This window comes from Limnohabitans sp. 2KL-3 (assembly GCF_001269405.1).
In the GTDB taxonomy this organism is placed as follows: domain Bacteria; phylum Pseudomonadota; class Gammaproteobacteria; order Burkholderiales; family Burkholderiaceae_C; genus Limnohabitans_A.
Genome location: NZ_CXON01000003.1, coordinates 314,083 through 329,409 on the forward strand (window position 1 = coordinate 314,083; position 15,327 = coordinate 329,409).

Here is a 15,327-nt window from a genome sequence, read left to right on the forward strand (position 1 = left end):
TAAATACCAAGGTCACAAAGAAGCCGCCGCACGCGCAGCCTGGTCGTACATGCCCGACAGCACACGCAGCAATCGGGCCAACTCGCCAATGTCGCGGTTCAAGCCATCATCGGCCTTCAAAGCGTCAATCAAGCAGCTCTCGCGGATTTCGCGGTAACGCTGCACATAAGCACGGCCTTCGTCGGTCGCGGCATAAGTCACGTCTTTGCCATTTTTTTGAGACACCACCACGCCCAAGCCTTGCAGCTTTTTCAGGGCGTAATTCACCAAATGGGTGTCTTCGATGTTCATGATGAAGCAGATGTCGGCCAGGCGCTTGTCACGCGCACGGTGCGTGACGTGGTGCAGCACCAGCACATCGAGCGGCGTCAGGTCTTTCAAGCCCGCCGCCGCCATGCAGTGGATGATCCAGCGGTGAAACGCGTTGCCCGCCACGATCAGGCCGAACTCGAACTCGCTCATCTCGGCGCTGTCAGGCGAGACCAAATGGGCCGAGGACACGATGGGGCTCGGGGCAGAGATGCTCAGAGAATTTTTGCGCGGCATGGGTTCAGTCCAGGCTGGAGAGATGAGAAAGTCTATGCCCGATGCCGACAATTTGCCAACAATTTGTTGACGTTAAGGGAAAACACCGATCACGGATTGGCTCCGCCTTGCCTACAGTGGGCACCAGACAGATGCACCCGATGCACGCGTGAAGCGGGCACCTTTCTTGCACTGCCCAGTGAACCGTACATTCCCATCTTTCACAGGAGTTTTCATGCAACGTCGCGCCCTTCACCTCAGCCTGCTGGCTGGCCTGCTCGCTGTTTCCGGCTTCGTGTCGGCCCAAACCAAATGGGACCTGCCCGCCGCTTACCCGGCCACCAACTTCCACTCGGTCAACATGACCCAGTTTGCGGCCGATGTGGACAAAGCCACGGCGGGCAAGCTGAAGATCACGGTGCACGCCAACGCATCCCTGTTCAAGGCCCCCGAGATCAAGCGTGCCGTGCAAGGTGGCCAAGCCCAGTTGGGCGAGATTTTGCTGGTCAACTTCCAGAACGAATGGCAACCCTTTGGTGCGGACGGCCTGCCCTTTTTGGCCGACAGCTACGACGAATCCATGAAGCTCTACAAAGCGCAAAAGCCGCTCTTGGAAAAGAAATTGGCCGACCAAGGCATGATGCTCTTGTACTCGGTGGCCTGGCCCCCACAAGGCATTTACAGCAAAAAACCGATCAACAGCGCCGCCGACCTCAAGGGCATCAAATGGCGTGCTTACAGCCCCACCACCGCCAAGATCGCTGAACTGGTTGGCGCCCAACCTGTGACCGTGCAAGCGGCCGAGTTCTCGCAGGCCTTGGCCACGGGTGTGGTCGAATCGACCATGACCTCGGGCGCCACAGGCGTGGACAGCAAGCTGTACGAGCACCTCAAGTACTACTACGACGTGCAGGCCTGGTTGCCCAAAAACGCGGTCATTGCCAACAAAAAAGCCTTTGACGCGCTGGACAAGCCCACCCAAGACGCCTTGCTCAAAGCCGCCGCTGCGGCCGAAACACGGGGCTGGGCCGAATCGCGCAAGGTCAACACCACCACCCTGGAAACCCTCAAGGCCAATGGCATGACGGTGGCTCCACCGTCTGCGCAACTCAAAGCCGACATGAAAAAAGTGGGCGACACCATCATGAAAGAGTGGCTTGAAAAGTCTGGGGCTGAGGGGAAGGCCATCGTCGACGCGTTCAACCGCTGATCGCATGCGCCGACTGCTCAACGCCATTTATGACAGCACCGCCGCCTTGGCGGCGCTGTGCATGTGCGGCCTGCTGTTCATGGTGCTGTTGTCCGTATTGAGTCGGCAGCTCCATGTGCATGTGCCCGGCACCGACGCCTATGCGGGCTACCTCATGGCCGGGGCGGGCTTTTTGGCGCTGGCCCACACTTTAAAGCGCGGTGAACACATCCGAGTGACTCTGGTGCTGGGCTTGTTTAAGGGGGCCGCACGCCGGGGCATGGAAGTGTTCAGCCTCTCGCTGGCCAGCCTGCTGGCTTGCTTGTTCGCCTTCTACAGCTGCCGCCTGGTGTGGCAATCCATCGAGTTTCATGACATCTCGACCGGCAATGACGCCACCCCTTTGTGGATACCGCAGCTGGCCATGGCGCTGGGCACGGTGATTTTTGCACTGGCCTTTGTGGATGAACTGGTGCTGGAAATCCGGGGCCAACGTGCCGCGCCCGAAAGCGGCGAGATGCTGCGCAACGAATGAGCCGCCATGAATGACTTGATGATCACAGGGCTCTTGGTCCTGACCTTGTTTCTGATTTTGGGCAGCGGTGTTTGGATTGGCCTCACGCTTTCGGGTGTGGCCTGGGTCGGCATGCAAATGTTTTCCGCCAGACCCGCCGGAGACGCCATGGCGGTCACCATCTGGGGCTCGGCTTCAAGCTGGACACTCACCGCCTTGCCCCTGTTCATCTGGATGGGCGAAATTTTGTTTCGCACACGCCTGAGCCAAGACATGTTCAAAGGCCTGGCCCCTTGGATGCAAGCCCTGCCCGGGCGCTTGCTTCACACCAATGTGGTGGGCTGCGCGATCTTTGCAGCCGTGTCGGGCTCGAGCGCGGCCACCTGCGCCACGATCGGCAAGATGACCCTGCCAGAGTTGCAAAAACGGGGCTACCCTGAAGACATGGTCATTGGCACCCTGTCCGGCTCCGGCACCTTGGGTCTGTTGATTCCGCCGTCCATCATCATGATCGTGTACGGCGTGGCGGCCGATGTGTCGATTGCCCAGCTCTTCATTGCCGGGGTTTTGCCCGGCTTGCTGCTGGCCGGGCTGTTTTCGGGTTACATCATTTACTGGTCACTGCGCCATCCGGACCAGATCCCGCCGCGTGACGCGCCCATGAGTTTCATGCAAAAGCTCGAAGCCTCCAGCAGCCTGATCCCGGTGGTCTTGTTGATTGCGGCCGTTTTGGGCTCGATCTACACCGGCTTTGCCACCGCCACCGAAGCAGCGGCGGTGGGTGTGGTCGGCTCTTTGGTCTTGTCGGCTCTGCAAGGCTCCATGAGCTGGGCCGTGTTCAAAGATGCCTTGATGGGGGCCACGCGCTTGTACTGCATGATCGCCCTGATCTTGGCGGGGGCCGCATTTTTGACCTTGTCCATGGGCTATATCGGCCTGCCGCGCCACCTGGCCGAATGGATTGGCAGCCTGGGCCTCAGCCCCTTTGCGCTCATCATGGCCTTGATGGTGTTTTTCATCCTCTTGGGTTGCTTTCTGGACGGCATCTCGATGGTGGTGCTGACCATGGGCGTGCTCATGCCTACCGTGCAAAAAGCGGGCATCGACCCGATCTGGTTTGGCATCTTCATCGTGTTTGTGGTGGAGATGGCGCAGATCACACCCCCTGTGGGCTTCAACCTGTTTGTGCTGCAAGGCATGACGGGCAAGCAACTGCCGTACATCGCCCGGGTGTCCATGCCCATGTTCTTTTTGATGATGGGCGCGGTCTTGTTGATTTACTTTGTGCCGGGCATCGTGACCTGGCTGCCCACCCAGATGAAACTCTGAGCTTGCAGGCAAGTTCATCCTCTATGATTCAACCCGTCCCCAAAGGACGGGTTGTTCATTTGGGCAGTAAGGATTGTTTGTGTTCAAAAATGTGATGGTTTACCGCATCGGCGAGGGCTTTGCGCCCACATTGGCCGATGTGCAAGCGGCCTTGGAGCCGGTGCAGTTTGTGGAATGTGGCGCCAGCCAGGAAAAATCCATTGGCTGGGTGCCCCCACGGGGCGAAGCGCATGGCCCCTTGGTCGAATCGGTGGCCGGGCAGTGGATCATGAAACTCATGATCGAGTCCAAGGCCGTGCCCGGCAGCGTGGTGCGGCGCAAAGCCGACGAGCGCATCGCCGAAATCGAAGCGGCCACTGGGCGCAAACCCGGCAAAAAGGAAAAGCGCGACCTGATGGACGACGTGCTCCTGTCGCTGCTGCCCCAGGCCTTTGCCCGCCAATCGAGCGTGATCGTGTGGATGGACCTGGAAAACCGCCGTTTGGTGCTCAACGCAGGCAGCCAGGGCAAAGCCGACGAAGTGATGTCGGCCCTGATGAACGTGCTGGCAGGCCTGTCGGTCTCGCTGATCCAGACCGTGACCTCGCCCCAGGCCGCCATGACCCAATGGCTGCTGGCCCCGACCGAAGACGAATGGCCGTCCGACCTGACCGTGGAACGCGAAACCGTGCTCAAGTCCACCGGCGAAGATGCTGCCAGCGTGCGCTTTACCCGCCACCACCTCGCCAACGACGACGTGCGCAAGCATGTGATGGAAGGCAAACTGCCCACGCAACTGGCGCTCAGCTGGGACGGCCGCGTGGCCTTTGTCCTGACCGAGACCTTGCAGCTGAAAAAAGTGCAGTACCTCGACGGCGTGATGGACGAATCGGGCACCGACAAGAACGAAGACCGCTTCGACGCAGACGTGGCCCTGTCCACCGGCTTGCTGGGGCCTCTGATCGACAGCCTGATCGAAGCCCTGGGCGGCGAGATGGAGCTGGGTGCCGCTGCGGCCGATGCCAACACGTCGAACCCGACCCGCACCGTGCTCAATTCCACTGTCACAACGGGTGCCGCTGCAGTCGACGAAGAAGACCCGCCTTTTTAAAACCTGGGGCTTCAAGGTCCCCCTCATCCCCTAACGCCCTGCCGAAAGGACCCACCCCATGCTCACGGTGATCGCGATTTGCATTGGTGCCAGTGTGGGCGCACTCTCGCGCTGGCAGCTCGGCTTGTGGCTCAACCCCGCCAGCGCTGGTCTGATGCCTTTGGGGACTTTGGCGGCCAACCTGATCGGCGGCTATCTGGTAGGCGTGTGTGTGGGTGTGTTCCAGCAACTGCCGGACCTTGACCCGGTCTGGCGACTGGCCCTGGTGACCGGTTTTCTGGGCGCACTGACCACGTTTTCCAGTTTCTCGGCCGAAGTGGTGGGCATGCTTCAGCAAGGGCGTTTGGCGTGGGCCCTGGGCACCGCCACCTTGCACTTGCTCGGCTCCTTGATGCTCACGGTGCTGGGCCTGTACACCGTCACATGCTGGTTCAGCCAGAACTGAGCGGCGGCTCCATCCCCTTCAAACGCATGAAACACCAGGCGGGTGACGGGCCGCCTACCCGAGGAACAAACCCTGCCCGCTTTCGCCCATGCCGGGCGTCTTTAAAACCCAATGGCTTGGCGCAGCACCTGCAAGGCGTGTTGGTCATCTTGCCCTCTCCAAGCCACGATCTGATCGGGTCTGATCAGCACCCATGGGGCTTGGTAGAGTGGGCGCAAGCCACTGGCGCTGTGGTCCAAACGCTTCAGGTTCAAACCCAGACTCTGGGCGGCCACCTCAAAACCCGCACCTGCCGAATTACTGGCGTCCAGCTGCAACAAGGTCCATTCGCTGTGAAACGTGTCGTACAGCGAGCGACCATCGGCCAGCCAAGCATGCGGCGGTCGACCACCTGGGCAGGCACTGGGCTGGTAGCTGTTGGCGGCGTCGGGTGGGGGCGTGGTGCCGTCTCTCACCACAATGGGCGAATCGTCGTATCGGCCCCCAAAGGTCACGCCGGGAATGTTGAATTCCATGCGCACATGACCGTTCAAGTGAACGCTGGCCTGTTGGCGAGCTGCTTGACCGGAGGGCTTGTCGTCTTCCAAGGCCGATGTGGCTTCAAACAAGCCGACCGAATCGGCAAATTGCCGGGCATAGGCGGTGTTGCGGTGGGCCAAAGGCATGCGCTCTGAGGCATAACTGTCGAGCAAGCTGGGCGGTGCGATGCCTTGAACCACACTGGCCAGCTTCCAGCCCAGGTTGATGGCATCTTCGACGGCCGTGTTGTAACCCAGCCCACCCGTGGGGGTGAAGAGATGCGCGGCATCACCGCCCAAAAACACCCGCCCTTGCCCAAACGATTCGGCCACCAAGGCGTGCCCCGCCATCCAGGTGCCCACCGACAAGACCTCGATGGGCAGCTCACAACCCATGGCTTGGTTGAAAATGCGCTGAGCGTCTTCGGCCGTCCAAGCATCGGCGTCTTCACCATCGTGCACCGCCGCATGGAAGGCAAACTCACCTGCCCCGTCCACCGTGGCCATAAAGGCCCGGCGCTGCGCGTTGACCGTGACATACATCCAGGCTTGGCCATGCTTAAAAACCTGCTCAAAACCTGGCGCACGCAGGTACACGGCAAACATTTTTCCACCCATGAAGTCGCGCTTGGCCCAGGTGCTGCCGCCCCAAGCAATGCCCAACTGGTGACGAACCGGGCTGCGGGCCCCGTCTGCACCCACCAGGTAACGGGCTCGCACCACAACAGGCTCACCACCGGCCAAAGGGGTCACGGTGGCATCGACCCCCTCAAGGTCTTGCACAAAATGGGTGAGCGACCAGCCGTAACGCACATCGTTGGAGGGACAAGCCTGGGCCTGCTGGCGCAAGGTTTTCTCGACAAACTTTTGCGACACGCGGTGAGGCAACTCGGCCGCACTCCAAGAGCCCTGCAGGGTCTTGATGGTCTGAGTGGCTTGCGCGGCCGTAGGCAAAGGCAAACGCGCCAATTCATGGCCCGTGAAACGGGTGAAATAAGCGATATCGGTGGGGTGATCGGCAGGCAGACCTTGCGCCCGGATCTCGGCGGCAAACCCCAGACGCCTGAAATGCTCCATGGTGCGAGCTTGCGTGGCATTGGCCTGGGGGTTGAACGCGGTGCCCGGTTTGGGGTCCACCAACAAAGTCCGCACCCCACGACGCCCCAACTCGATGGCCAGCATCAAACCAAAAGGCCCACCGCCTGCGATCAGCACATCCACAGTCAAGGGTGGGGTTTGAGGTTTGCCGCTGTGGGTTGAATTTGCAAAAGAAGCACTCATGGGCTGATCCATTCCGGTTGATCCATGGGCTCATTCTGACTGAACAGTTGCCTCAAATTTCTAGGGTTCTCATACGTCCCTTGAGAGTGCCCCACCACTCTGCAGACAGCTCACCCACCCCCGCGCTGGGTGTACAGGTCAAAGTGGCGCATGAAGGCGTAGCGTTCTTGTTCGCTCAGGCCTTCAAACTGGAAGTGCATGCGCAGCACGGGCAGGCGAATTTGTGCAATGACGCGTGGGGGCATGACTTGCCAGCGCAATTGCAGATGCCCCGCACCGATGGTGATGTTTGCGCTGCTGGCCTGGCATTGCAGCGGGTGTTGGCCCACCGCGCGAGGCAGCCACCCCAGCCATTCGGCTTCGGTACAGCCCATGTCGCGCTGGAAGGTTTCGGCGTAGCTTGCTTGCATCGAAGACTTCAGCCGCCTGCAACAGGCGGCCAGATGGCCAGCACATCGTTCTCAACCAGGGCGTGCGTGCCTCGGTCTTCGGGGGCAATGTATTTGCCATTGACCAAGACCAGATGCACCAGCTTGGGGGGCAGACTGAAGGAGTCGATGACTTGCATGATGGTGGTGCCAGATGCCACGTCCATGACGATCTGATTGCTGCGGCGAACCTCGGCAGGCAGATAGTCGGTGAGCGTGGCAAACAGTTTGAAGGTGATGTTCATGCGAAGATTGTCACTTCATCGGCGACGCGTGTCTGCCGCACCACTCCATTGACCCTGGCCTTGTGCACAGGCCAGATAGGCGTCCACGAGGCGGGTGGGGTCTTGCATCAGGCGTTCTTTCCAGTCGCCCAAACGCACTTGGCCTTCGACCAGCCCACGCATGACGCCCACATGCTCGGTCCAGCCCACCGAGTTGCAGCCCACCATGACATCGTCCTTGAACTGCAGGCTCAGGTGTTTGCCAGCGGCTTGGTCGGTCAGCTGGGCTTGTTCGCCACCTTCCACCCCTTGCCAATTGCCAAAACTGGTGGAAATCAGGCCCAGGGTGTCGAGCACGTTGATCTGGGTCACGCCCTTGAGGGTGGTCTGTTGACCGGCCATGTTGAGCGCAGCCACGCGGGCTTGTTCAGCCGCGTTGGGCTGGATGGCGCTGACGATGGTCTGGCCACTGACTTTGTCAAAGGCTTCGGCACAGTCCCCGGCGGCATAAATGCCCGGCACATTGGTTTGCAAGAACTCGTCGGTCAAAATGCCTTGCAAACAAGTGATGCCACTGTCTTTGAGGAAGCCGATGGCCGGGCGCACGCCGGTGGCGCTGATGACCAAATCGGCCTCGACGGTTTGACCGTTGGACAGGCGCACATGCAAACCTTGAGCTGCTGGGGCTGGACTGCCCAGGCCAATGGCGCTGGCCAATTTGCCCAAGATGCCGCTGGGGGCAGCGGCCGCAGCGGCAGGTGCAATCGACTCGACACGGGTGCCCACATAGACTTTCACGCCTTTGGTTTCGCACCAGTCGCGGATCATGCCGCCCGCCATGGGACCCATCATGCGGGGCACCATGCGGTCACCCATCTCGACCACCGACAATTCGACGCCGCGTTGCTTGAGCGCTTCCATGATGATGCAGCCAATGAAGCCCGCGCCCATTTGCAAGACCTTGGCACCAGGCTGGGCCAGTGCGGCAATGGCACGGGCGTCGGCCAGCGTCCAGCAAGGGTGCACACCGGGCAGGTCCATGCCTGAAATGGGGGGACGCACGGGCTGCGAGCCGGTGGCGATCAGCAGTTTGTCAAACGCCAGCTTTTGGCCGTTGTCCAGCACCACTTGCCGCGCCACGGTGTCCACCTGGGTGGCGCGTGCGTTCATGATGTCGATGCGCAAGTCGGCAAAGTGGGTGTCGCCCTTGCGCAGCCAAGTGCCTTTTTCTTCGACGTTGCCAATCAGCAAATAAGGAATCGCCATGCGCGAATAAGGCGCTTCATTTTCGTCACCGACGATGGTGATGCGGTCTTGCGGGCAGTGCTTGCGCAAGGTCTCGGCGGCGATGACGCCTGCAGGGCCAGCGCCCAGAATCACGTGATGGGTCATGGTGTTTTCTCCAAAAGCAGGCAGCGGCCATTGAAGGCCGCTGCGCATTTCATTCAAGCCTCACCAAGCGGGGACCATGGGTTTGACGACATGACCACGCCCTGTGGGCAATGACCGTCAAAGTCCCAGACGTTCCCGGGTGGCCGATGTGGGTCGGCCTTCGCCATCCCAGCCACGCGCGTCGTAGTACTTGGGCAGCATCTCGTCCAACTTGCTGACCATGCCTTTGCCGGGGCCGGTTTTGGCGGCTTCGGTCATCAGGCGCTTGGGCAGGTTGTCGTCGGCCTTGGTGAAGCCTGCGGCGTTGTTGAACTCGCGCTCCATGTTCCAGATGCGCTCACCAATGTGGGCCAAGTGTTCCATGGTGAACTCTTCGCCGCATGCAGCTTGCACCTGAGGGGCCACGTCGGCCAGGGTCCAGGCGAAGCTGGTGAAAACACAAATACCGGCCGAGTCAAACGCAGCGGTCGCGTCCTGGAAAGCCTTGACCAGTTCTGGCTTGCCTTCGTGCTCGGTAGGCTCGGTCTTGACCGGGATGCCCAGCACTTCAGAAGCGATGGTGTAACCACGCAGGTGGCAGGCACCACGGTTGGACGTGGCGTAAGCCAGGCCAATGCCCTGGATCACACGTCCGTCATAGGCTGGGAATTCCTGGCCCTTGACGCTCATGGACAGGTCGGGGTGGCCGTACTTGGCGGTCAGGCGCTTGGAGCCCAAGCCAATTTCCTTGCCAAAACCAATGCCCTTGGCGGTCATGTCGACAAACTCGCACAAGGCTTCGGCGGAGCCAAAAGGCGCGTCCACACCAATTTGCTCTTTGGTCAGCACGCCCATTTCGTACAGCTCCATGACGGCGCCAATGGTGGCACCGAAGCTGATCGGGTCAAAGCCTTCTTCGTTGCAAATCATGTTGGCGTATTGCAGGGCTTCGAGGTCCTTCACACCGTTGGCTGCACCCAGCGCCCAAGCGGCTTCGTATTCGAGACCACCCGATGCGCCCCAGTATTCGGGCTTGTTCTTGACCGAGAAGTGGCCCTCGTCCATCTTGCTGATGCGGCCGCAGGCGATGGTGCAACCGAAGCAGGCTTGGTTGGTCACCAGGTGCTTTTTGCCGTCGGTCTCGCGGGGCGTGACCATGGCTTCAGCCGAGATGTCCTTGGCGCTTTCGAATTGCACGTCGCGGTGGTTGCGGGTAGGCAAAGCACCGACTTCGTTGATCACGTTCATCAGCACTTGAGTGCCGTAAGCAGGCAGGCCCTGGCCGGTGACGCCGTTGTCGGCCAGCACCTTTTTGGCGGCCTTGGTCGCCGCCATGAAGGCCTTGGGGTTTTGCACGTTGCCCACACCAATCGTGCCGCGCACGGCGATGGCCTTGAGGTTTTTGCTGCCCATGACGGTGCCCACGCCCGAACGGCCAGCCGCACGGTGCAGGTCGTTCACCACAGCGGCATACAGCACACCGTTTTCACCGGCCTTGCCAATGCTGGACACGCGCAGCAGCGGGTCTTGCAGGCTGGACTTGAGGATTTCCTCGGTCTTCCAGACGCTTTGGCCCCACAGGTGACCGGCGTCACGCAGCTCGACTTCGTCGTCGTTGATGTAGAGGTACACCGGCTTGGCCGATGCGCCTTCAAAAATGATCATGTCCCAACCGGCCATTTTCAGCTCGGCACCCCAGTAGCCACCCGAGTTGGAGCAGGCAATGGCGCCCGTCAGTGGGCCTTTGGTGATGACGGTGTAGCGGCCACCGGTAGAGGCCATGGTGCCGGTCAGCGGGCCGGTGGCCCAGATGATTTTGTTGTCGGCCGACAGCGGATCGACTTTGGGGTCGACTTCGCTGATCAGGTATTTGCTGCCCAGACCGCGTGAACCCAGATAGGCCTTGGCCCATTCCATGTTCAGAGGTTCAGATTTGACGGTGCCCGCGGTCAGGTCGACGCGGAGAATTTTTCCAGCCCAAGACATGTTGATGCTCCTTAAGGGTGGGGGGTTTAAGCCGCAGAGGGCTGATTGCCCAACTTGTCGGCCCACTGTTTCATTTTGTCCATACCAGTCCAGTTGGCATCGACGAAGGTGATGGCGCCGGTGGGGCAGGCATCAGCGCAAGCTGGATCGCCACCGCACAGGTCGCACTTTTGCACCTTGCCAGTTTCTTGCACATAGTTGATCGTGCCAAATGGGCAGGCAATGGTGCACACCTTGCAACCCACGCAGGTGGACTCGTTGACCACCTTGGCGCCCGTGACTTTGTCCACGGTGATGGCTTCCACTGGGCAGGCGTGCAAGCACCAAGCCTCGTCGCACTGGGTGCAGGTGTAAGGCACTTTTTTGCCGGTGTGGTGGAAGTCGAACACCTTGATGCGCGACTTGGATGTGGCGTATGTGCCGTAGTTCTCGAAAGAACAGGCCATTTCGCACTGCAAGCAGCCGGTACATTTGTCCGGATTGATGTGCAGGACTTTCTGCATGTGGATCTCCTGTGAATTGGCGGGCTGGTCAAGCTCGCGCTTATGAATCAGAATGCATAGCCATTGTTGGTACTTGCCCCCACAAACCGATGCGTATTAACCCTAGGTTTTGCAGGGTTGCCGCAAAAATTCTCAGCTTGATACACATCTGACATGCCCCTGACTGCCCACAACAGCGACCGCCTGGAGCGGATAGAACGAGCCCGTGAACTGGTGTTGGAGGGGCGCACTGGCCACTTGCGACCCGGTGAATCACTGGCAGGCGTGTCGCCTTGGCTGACCCAGTCCTGGAAACGCTGCCTGGCCATGGGCCTGCAGCCGCAGCAAAGCGTGGGGTTTGACACCGTTTCGGCTCAGCAAATGCGCCGCGTACAAGAAAACAGCCGCCCACTGGTGCAGGCGGCCCAGCCTGTGCTGGTGGAGCTGGCCCGTGCGATTGCCGACATCCGCTATTTCGCCATCTTGACCAATGCACAGGGCATCGTGGTCGATGTCCACGGCCCGGTGGACCGCCAAGACCGCCGCGCCGACGCCATTGCCCGTGTGGGTGTGGACCTGTCAGAACGCTCGGTGGGCACCACGTCCATCAGTGCTGCCTTGAGCGAACTGCAACCGGTCTGGCTGCACCGGGGTGAGCATTTTTTTCAGGACAACAGCGTCTACAGCTGCGCCGGAGCACCGGTTTTTGGTCCTGACGGCTTGTGCGCGGGCATGCTGGACCTGACAGGCATCGAAACCACCGAACGCCCGGCCCTGAAACATCTGGTGCGGCGCTCGGCCCGCAGCATCGAAAACAGCTGGCTGCTGTCCACCGGACACGCGCTGGTGCTGCGCCTGAACTGGCCCGGCAACCAAGCCGGCGACGACAGCGACGGCTTGATCACCTTGGGCCCCAACGGCCACATCTTGGGTGCCAACCCGACCGCGCGTCAAATGTTGTCTTTGTCGCCCACGCCGCAAGGCGAGTCCTTGCACGCCAGCGATGTGTTTGCCTCTGCCTGGGAAAACCTGTTCGACGCCGCCCGGCGAAACAGCAAAGGCGCAGCGCAGACCCAAGAGTTGCCCCTGTGGTCAGGGCTGCGCTTGCAAACGCAGGCTTGGCTGGCAGGGTCTTCGGCGCAAGCTTTTCACGCTGCACCGTCAGGCCATGGTGCCCACACCGCGCACTCCGAGCCCCAATTTGCGGCCATGGTCCAGGCCCCCAAAGGCCTGAAAGACGCACAAACCGAGATGATCCGCGAAGCCGTCAAACAGGCGCGAGGCAATGTGGCCGAAGCGGCCCGGGCCTTGGGCATCAGCCGCGCCACGGTGTACCGCAAACTCGGCTTGCCCAAAAGCTGACCCAGTGTCAGATCACTTCCCCGCGTTCGGGAAAAACAACTGCTCGCCGCCGATTTTGTAGTCGGCAATCACACCCTGACCTGCGGCCGAGGTGATCCAGTCAACAAACTTCTGCGCATCGGCCTGCTTGACATGCGCATGTTTGGCCGGGTTGACCACCATGACGCCGTATTGGTTGAACAGACGTTGGTCACCCTCCACCAAAATGGCCAGATCGGCGCGGTTTTTGAAGTTCAGCCAAGTGGCGCGGTCGGCCAACACATAGCCGCCGGAAGACGCCGCAATGTTCAAAGCCGGGCCCATGCCGCAGCCGCATTCCTTGTAGCCGCTGCCTTTTTTGTCGGTCAAGTTGGCCATTTTCCAAAAACGCAGTTCGGCCGCGTGTGTGCCGCTCTTGTCTCCGCGCGACACAAAGGCGGCATTGCCTGCCGACAACTTGGCCAGGGCCGCCACAATGTCTTTGCCTTTGGTGGCTGCCGGGTCAGCCTTGGGGCCGATCAGCACAAAGTCGTTGTACATCACAGGCAAGCGCTTGATGCCAAAGCCATCGGCCACAAATTTCTCTTCGGCCACTTGGTCGTGCACAAACACCACGTCGGCGTCACCGCGCCGCGCCATGTCCAGCGCCTGGCCCGTGCCCAGGGCCACCACTTTCACATCCAACCCACTGGCTTTCTTAAAGGCGGGCAAGAGGTGCGCAAACAAACCTGACTGCTCAGTCGATGTGGTGGACGACATGACGATGGACTGGGCTTGTGCCCAAACCGAAGTGGTGGCCAACACCGCGCACACCAGAGCGCGACGGGTCATAGAAGATGGGAAGGTCATGAAAGTTCTCCTTGAACAAAAGCATGGGCCGCCGGGCTGCATTCAGCCAACACGGCGGGGGTGAAAAAATCGGCCACGGGCAAGTCGGCCATCACTTGACCGAACTCCAGATAAATGACGCGGGTGGCCAAGCGCTTGACTTGGCCCAGGTTGTGGCTGGCCCAGACCAAGGTCAGCGGCCGTTCTGGGGCACAGGCAAAGTCGGCCATCAGGGCTTCGACTTCGCGTTTGGCATGCGGGTCCAGGCTGGCCGTGGGCTCGTCCAGCAGCAGCACATCGGGCTGACGCGCCCAAGCGCGGGCCAAGGCCAAGCGCTGCTGCTGCCCGCCCGACAACTGGCGGCCGTTTTGCTGCGCCACAGACAACAAACCGACGCGCTCTAAAGCCTGCAGTGCCAGCGCTTTGGCGGCCGACCAAGACAGGCCGCGTGCACGGTCCAGCCACAAGCCCAGCCCGACATTGTTCAAGGCGGACAGGCGCAACAAATGCGGCCTTTGGAACAACATGGCCTGGCGCACCCCCGGCACTTGCAAAACCTGGCCTTGCGAGGGCAGCACCAGACCATGCAGGGTGCGCAGCAAAGTGCTTTTGCCCGAGCCATTGGCTCCCACCAGCGCCACGCGCTCGCCCGCTTCGATGCGCAAGCTCACGCGCTTCAAGGCTGCTTGTGACCCCAGTTGCACGCTCACGGCGTCCAAGCCAATCTGCGCGGCACTCATGGCTGCACCTCAGTGGTTCTACCCTCTGGCGCGGGTCGCGCGGAGCGCCGCTCACCCCACAGGCGAAGCCCCGCCACCAGCGCATTGAGCAGCAGCACCACCGCCAGCAAAACCATGCCCAGCCCCAGCGCCAGCGGCAAATCGCCTTTGCTGGTCTCCAGGGCAATGGCGGTGGTCATGACGCGCGTGAAGCCGTCGATGTTGCCGCCCACGATCATGACCGCGCCCACCTCCGAGATGGCGCGGCCAAAGGCGGTGACGCCAATGGTCAGCAAGGCCAGCCGTTCATCCCAAGCGAGCAACAAACTGCGCACCCAAGGCCCTGCGCCCAGTGAGGCCCACTGCTCGCCATGCTGGCGCTCCACGTCTTCAACCACTTGGCGCGTGAGCGCGGCCACCACGGGCACCACCAAAATAAACTGGGCCAGCACCATGGCCTTGAAACTGAACATCCAGCCCAAAAAGCCCAAAGGCCCGGTGCGCGACAGCAGCAAATACACCACCAAGCCCACCACCACCGAAGGCAGCGCCAACAAGGTGTTCAAGCCCACCAGCACAGCGCCCCTGCCGCGAAATCGCGACACCGCCAGCCATGCCCCCAGCGCCACGCCCACGCCATAGGCCAGCAGGCAGGCTGTGGCACTGACGGCCAAAGACCGGGTGACGACCACCCACAGGGCAGGATCGAAAGAGGTGACGAGGTTCAGCGCCGTCAGGACGCTGTCGGAGAAGGTGTTCATGAGCTGGGATGGATGCTAACGGACGATACGTCCCGTTTTCGTAAGGGATGTCCGCTATGAATTACCTTGCATAGGTCCAATCTGCACCACGAATCGCTGCCGCGCAGAATGAGTCAAACTGATTCCCGTGCAACACATCAACCTCTCTTACAGCTGGACACCGCACCAAGCGCAAGCCGATGTGCTGGTCAAACACAGGGAACACAGCGCCCGCCAATCCCTGCACTTGGACATGCGCTTTCGTGGCAGCGTGGACGCGATTCGCGCCTAAATGGAAAGCCGCTGCGTTTTAGCGG

The 15,327-nt window shown here is 60.8% G+C and carries 17 protein-coding genes; 7 read left to right on the top strand and 10 right to left on the bottom strand.

Annotated elements, in window-relative coordinates; all coding sequences use genetic code 11:
• Positions 1–12: 12 nt before the first annotated feature.
• A complete protein-coding gene (locus tag AMM41_RS06160; RefSeq protein WP_089954592.1) occupies positions 13–546 on the bottom strand; it encodes a winged helix DNA-binding protein in 534 nt (177 codons plus the stop codon).
• 214 nt (positions 547–760) lie between these two features.
• Between AMM41_RS06160 and AMM41_RS06165 the strand changes: the two genes are divergently transcribed.
• The 5 genes from AMM41_RS06165 to crcB all read left to right on the top strand — a co-directional run bounded on the left by AMM41_RS06165 (position 761) and on the right by crcB (position 5,092).
• The gene (locus tag AMM41_RS06165) at positions 761–1,735 is read left to right on the top strand and encodes a TRAP transporter substrate-binding protein (protein WP_089954595.1); all 975 of its coding nucleotides are present in this window, start codon (positions 761–763) and stop codon (positions 1,733–1,735) included.
• 4 nt (positions 1,736–1,739) lie between these two features.
• Positions 1,740–2,249 carry a TRAP transporter small permease gene (locus AMM41_RS06170; RefSeq protein ID WP_089954600.1) on the top strand — a complete coding sequence of 170 codons (510 nt, stop codon included), beginning with the start codon at positions 1,740–1,742 and terminating at the stop codon, positions 2,247–2,249.
• Between the two features lie 6 nt (positions 2,250–2,255).
• Positions 2,256–3,557, top strand: coding sequence for a TRAP transporter large permease (locus AMM41_RS06175; protein WP_089954604.1), 1,302 nt, complete (start codon positions 2,256–2,258; stop codon positions 3,555–3,557).
• 79 nt (positions 3,558–3,636) lie between these two features.
• Positions 3,637–4,647, top strand: coding sequence for a recombination-associated protein RdgC (locus tag AMM41_RS06180; protein WP_228769119.1), 1,011 nt, complete (start codon positions 3,637–3,639; stop codon positions 4,645–4,647).
• 58 nt (positions 4,648–4,705) lie between these two features.
• Positions 4,706–5,092 (top strand): fluoride efflux transporter CrcB, encoded by a 387-nt coding sequence (gene crcB, locus AMM41_RS06185; protein ID WP_089954609.1) that lies wholly within the window; start codon positions 4,706–4,708, stop codon positions 5,090–5,092.
• Between the two features lie 101 nt (positions 5,093–5,193).
• On the opposite strand, the gene AMM41_RS06190 is transcribed toward crcB, so the two are convergent.
• The 6 genes from AMM41_RS06190 to AMM41_RS06215 form a co-directional block, all read right to left on the bottom strand.
• A complete protein-coding gene (locus tag AMM41_RS06190; RefSeq protein WP_089955286.1) occupies positions 5,194–6,891 on the bottom strand; it encodes an FAD-dependent oxidoreductase in 1,698 nt (565 codons plus the stop codon).
• Between the two features lie 110 nt (positions 6,892–7,001).
• On the bottom strand, positions 7,002–7,301 hold the full coding sequence (locus AMM41_RS06195; protein WP_089954612.1) for a hypothetical protein: 300 nt from the start codon (positions 7,299–7,301) through the stop codon (positions 7,002–7,004).
• An 8-nt stretch (positions 7,302–7,309) separates the two neighbouring features.
• Positions 7,310–7,564, bottom strand: coding sequence for a sulfur carrier protein ThiS (locus AMM41_RS06200; protein WP_089954616.1), 255 nt, complete (start codon positions 7,562–7,564; stop codon positions 7,310–7,312).
• A gap of 15 nt (positions 7,565–7,579) precedes the next feature.
• Complete coding sequence (locus AMM41_RS06205) at positions 7,580–8,935, bottom strand: NAD(P)/FAD-dependent oxidoreductase (RefSeq protein ID WP_089955288.1); 1,356 nt, start codon at positions 8,933–8,935, stop codon at positions 7,580–7,582.
• Positions 8,936–9,052: 117 nt separating this feature from the next.
• Positions 9,053–10,900, bottom strand: coding sequence for an aldehyde ferredoxin oxidoreductase family protein (locus tag AMM41_RS06210; RefSeq protein ID WP_089954619.1), 1,848 nt, complete (start codon positions 10,898–10,900; stop codon positions 9,053–9,055).
• A gap of 26 nt (positions 10,901–10,926) precedes the next feature.
• Positions 10,927–11,403 carry a 4Fe-4S dicluster domain-containing protein gene (locus AMM41_RS06215; protein WP_089954622.1) on the bottom strand — a complete coding sequence of 159 codons (477 nt, stop codon included), beginning with the start codon at positions 11,401–11,403 and terminating at the stop codon, positions 10,927–10,929.
• A 153-nt stretch (positions 11,404–11,556) separates the two neighbouring features.
• Between AMM41_RS06215 and AMM41_RS06220 the strand changes: the two genes are divergently transcribed.
• On the top strand, positions 11,557–12,744 hold the full coding sequence (locus AMM41_RS06220; protein WP_089954626.1) for a helix-turn-helix domain-containing protein: 1,188 nt from the start codon (positions 11,557–11,559) through the stop codon (positions 12,742–12,744).
• A 12-nt stretch (positions 12,745–12,756) separates the two neighbouring features.
• Here the strand turns inward: AMM41_RS06220 and AMM41_RS06225 are convergent, their stop codons facing one another.
• From AMM41_RS06225 to AMM41_RS06235, 3 genes are read right to left on the bottom strand one after another with little or no spacing between them, the layout of a single operon-like run.
• Entirely contained in the window at positions 12,757–13,572 is an 816-nt protein-coding gene (locus AMM41_RS06225; RefSeq protein ID WP_089954631.1) for an ABC transporter substrate-binding protein, read from the bottom strand.
• Positions 13,569–14,291 carry an ATP-binding cassette domain-containing protein gene (locus AMM41_RS06230; protein ID WP_089954636.1) on the bottom strand — a complete coding sequence of 241 codons (723 nt, stop codon included), beginning with the start codon at positions 14,289–14,291 and terminating at the stop codon, positions 13,569–13,571. Before AMM41_RS06230 ends, AMM41_RS06225 begins: the two co-directional genes overlap by 4 nt.
• On the bottom strand, positions 14,288–15,031 hold the full coding sequence (locus tag AMM41_RS06235) for an ABC transporter permease (RefSeq protein ID WP_089954640.1): 744 nt from the start codon (positions 15,029–15,031) through the stop codon (positions 14,288–14,290). Before AMM41_RS06235 ends, AMM41_RS06230 begins: the two co-directional genes overlap by 4 nt.
• Before the next feature lie 127 nt (positions 15,032–15,158).
• On the opposite strand from AMM41_RS06235, the gene AMM41_RS22185 reads away from it, so the two are divergent.
• The gene (locus tag AMM41_RS22185) at positions 15,159–15,302 is read left to right on the top strand and encodes a hypothetical protein (RefSeq protein WP_228769120.1); all 144 of its coding nucleotides are present in this window, start codon (positions 15,159–15,161) and stop codon (positions 15,300–15,302) included.
• Positions 15,303–15,327 lie beyond the last annotated feature (25 nt).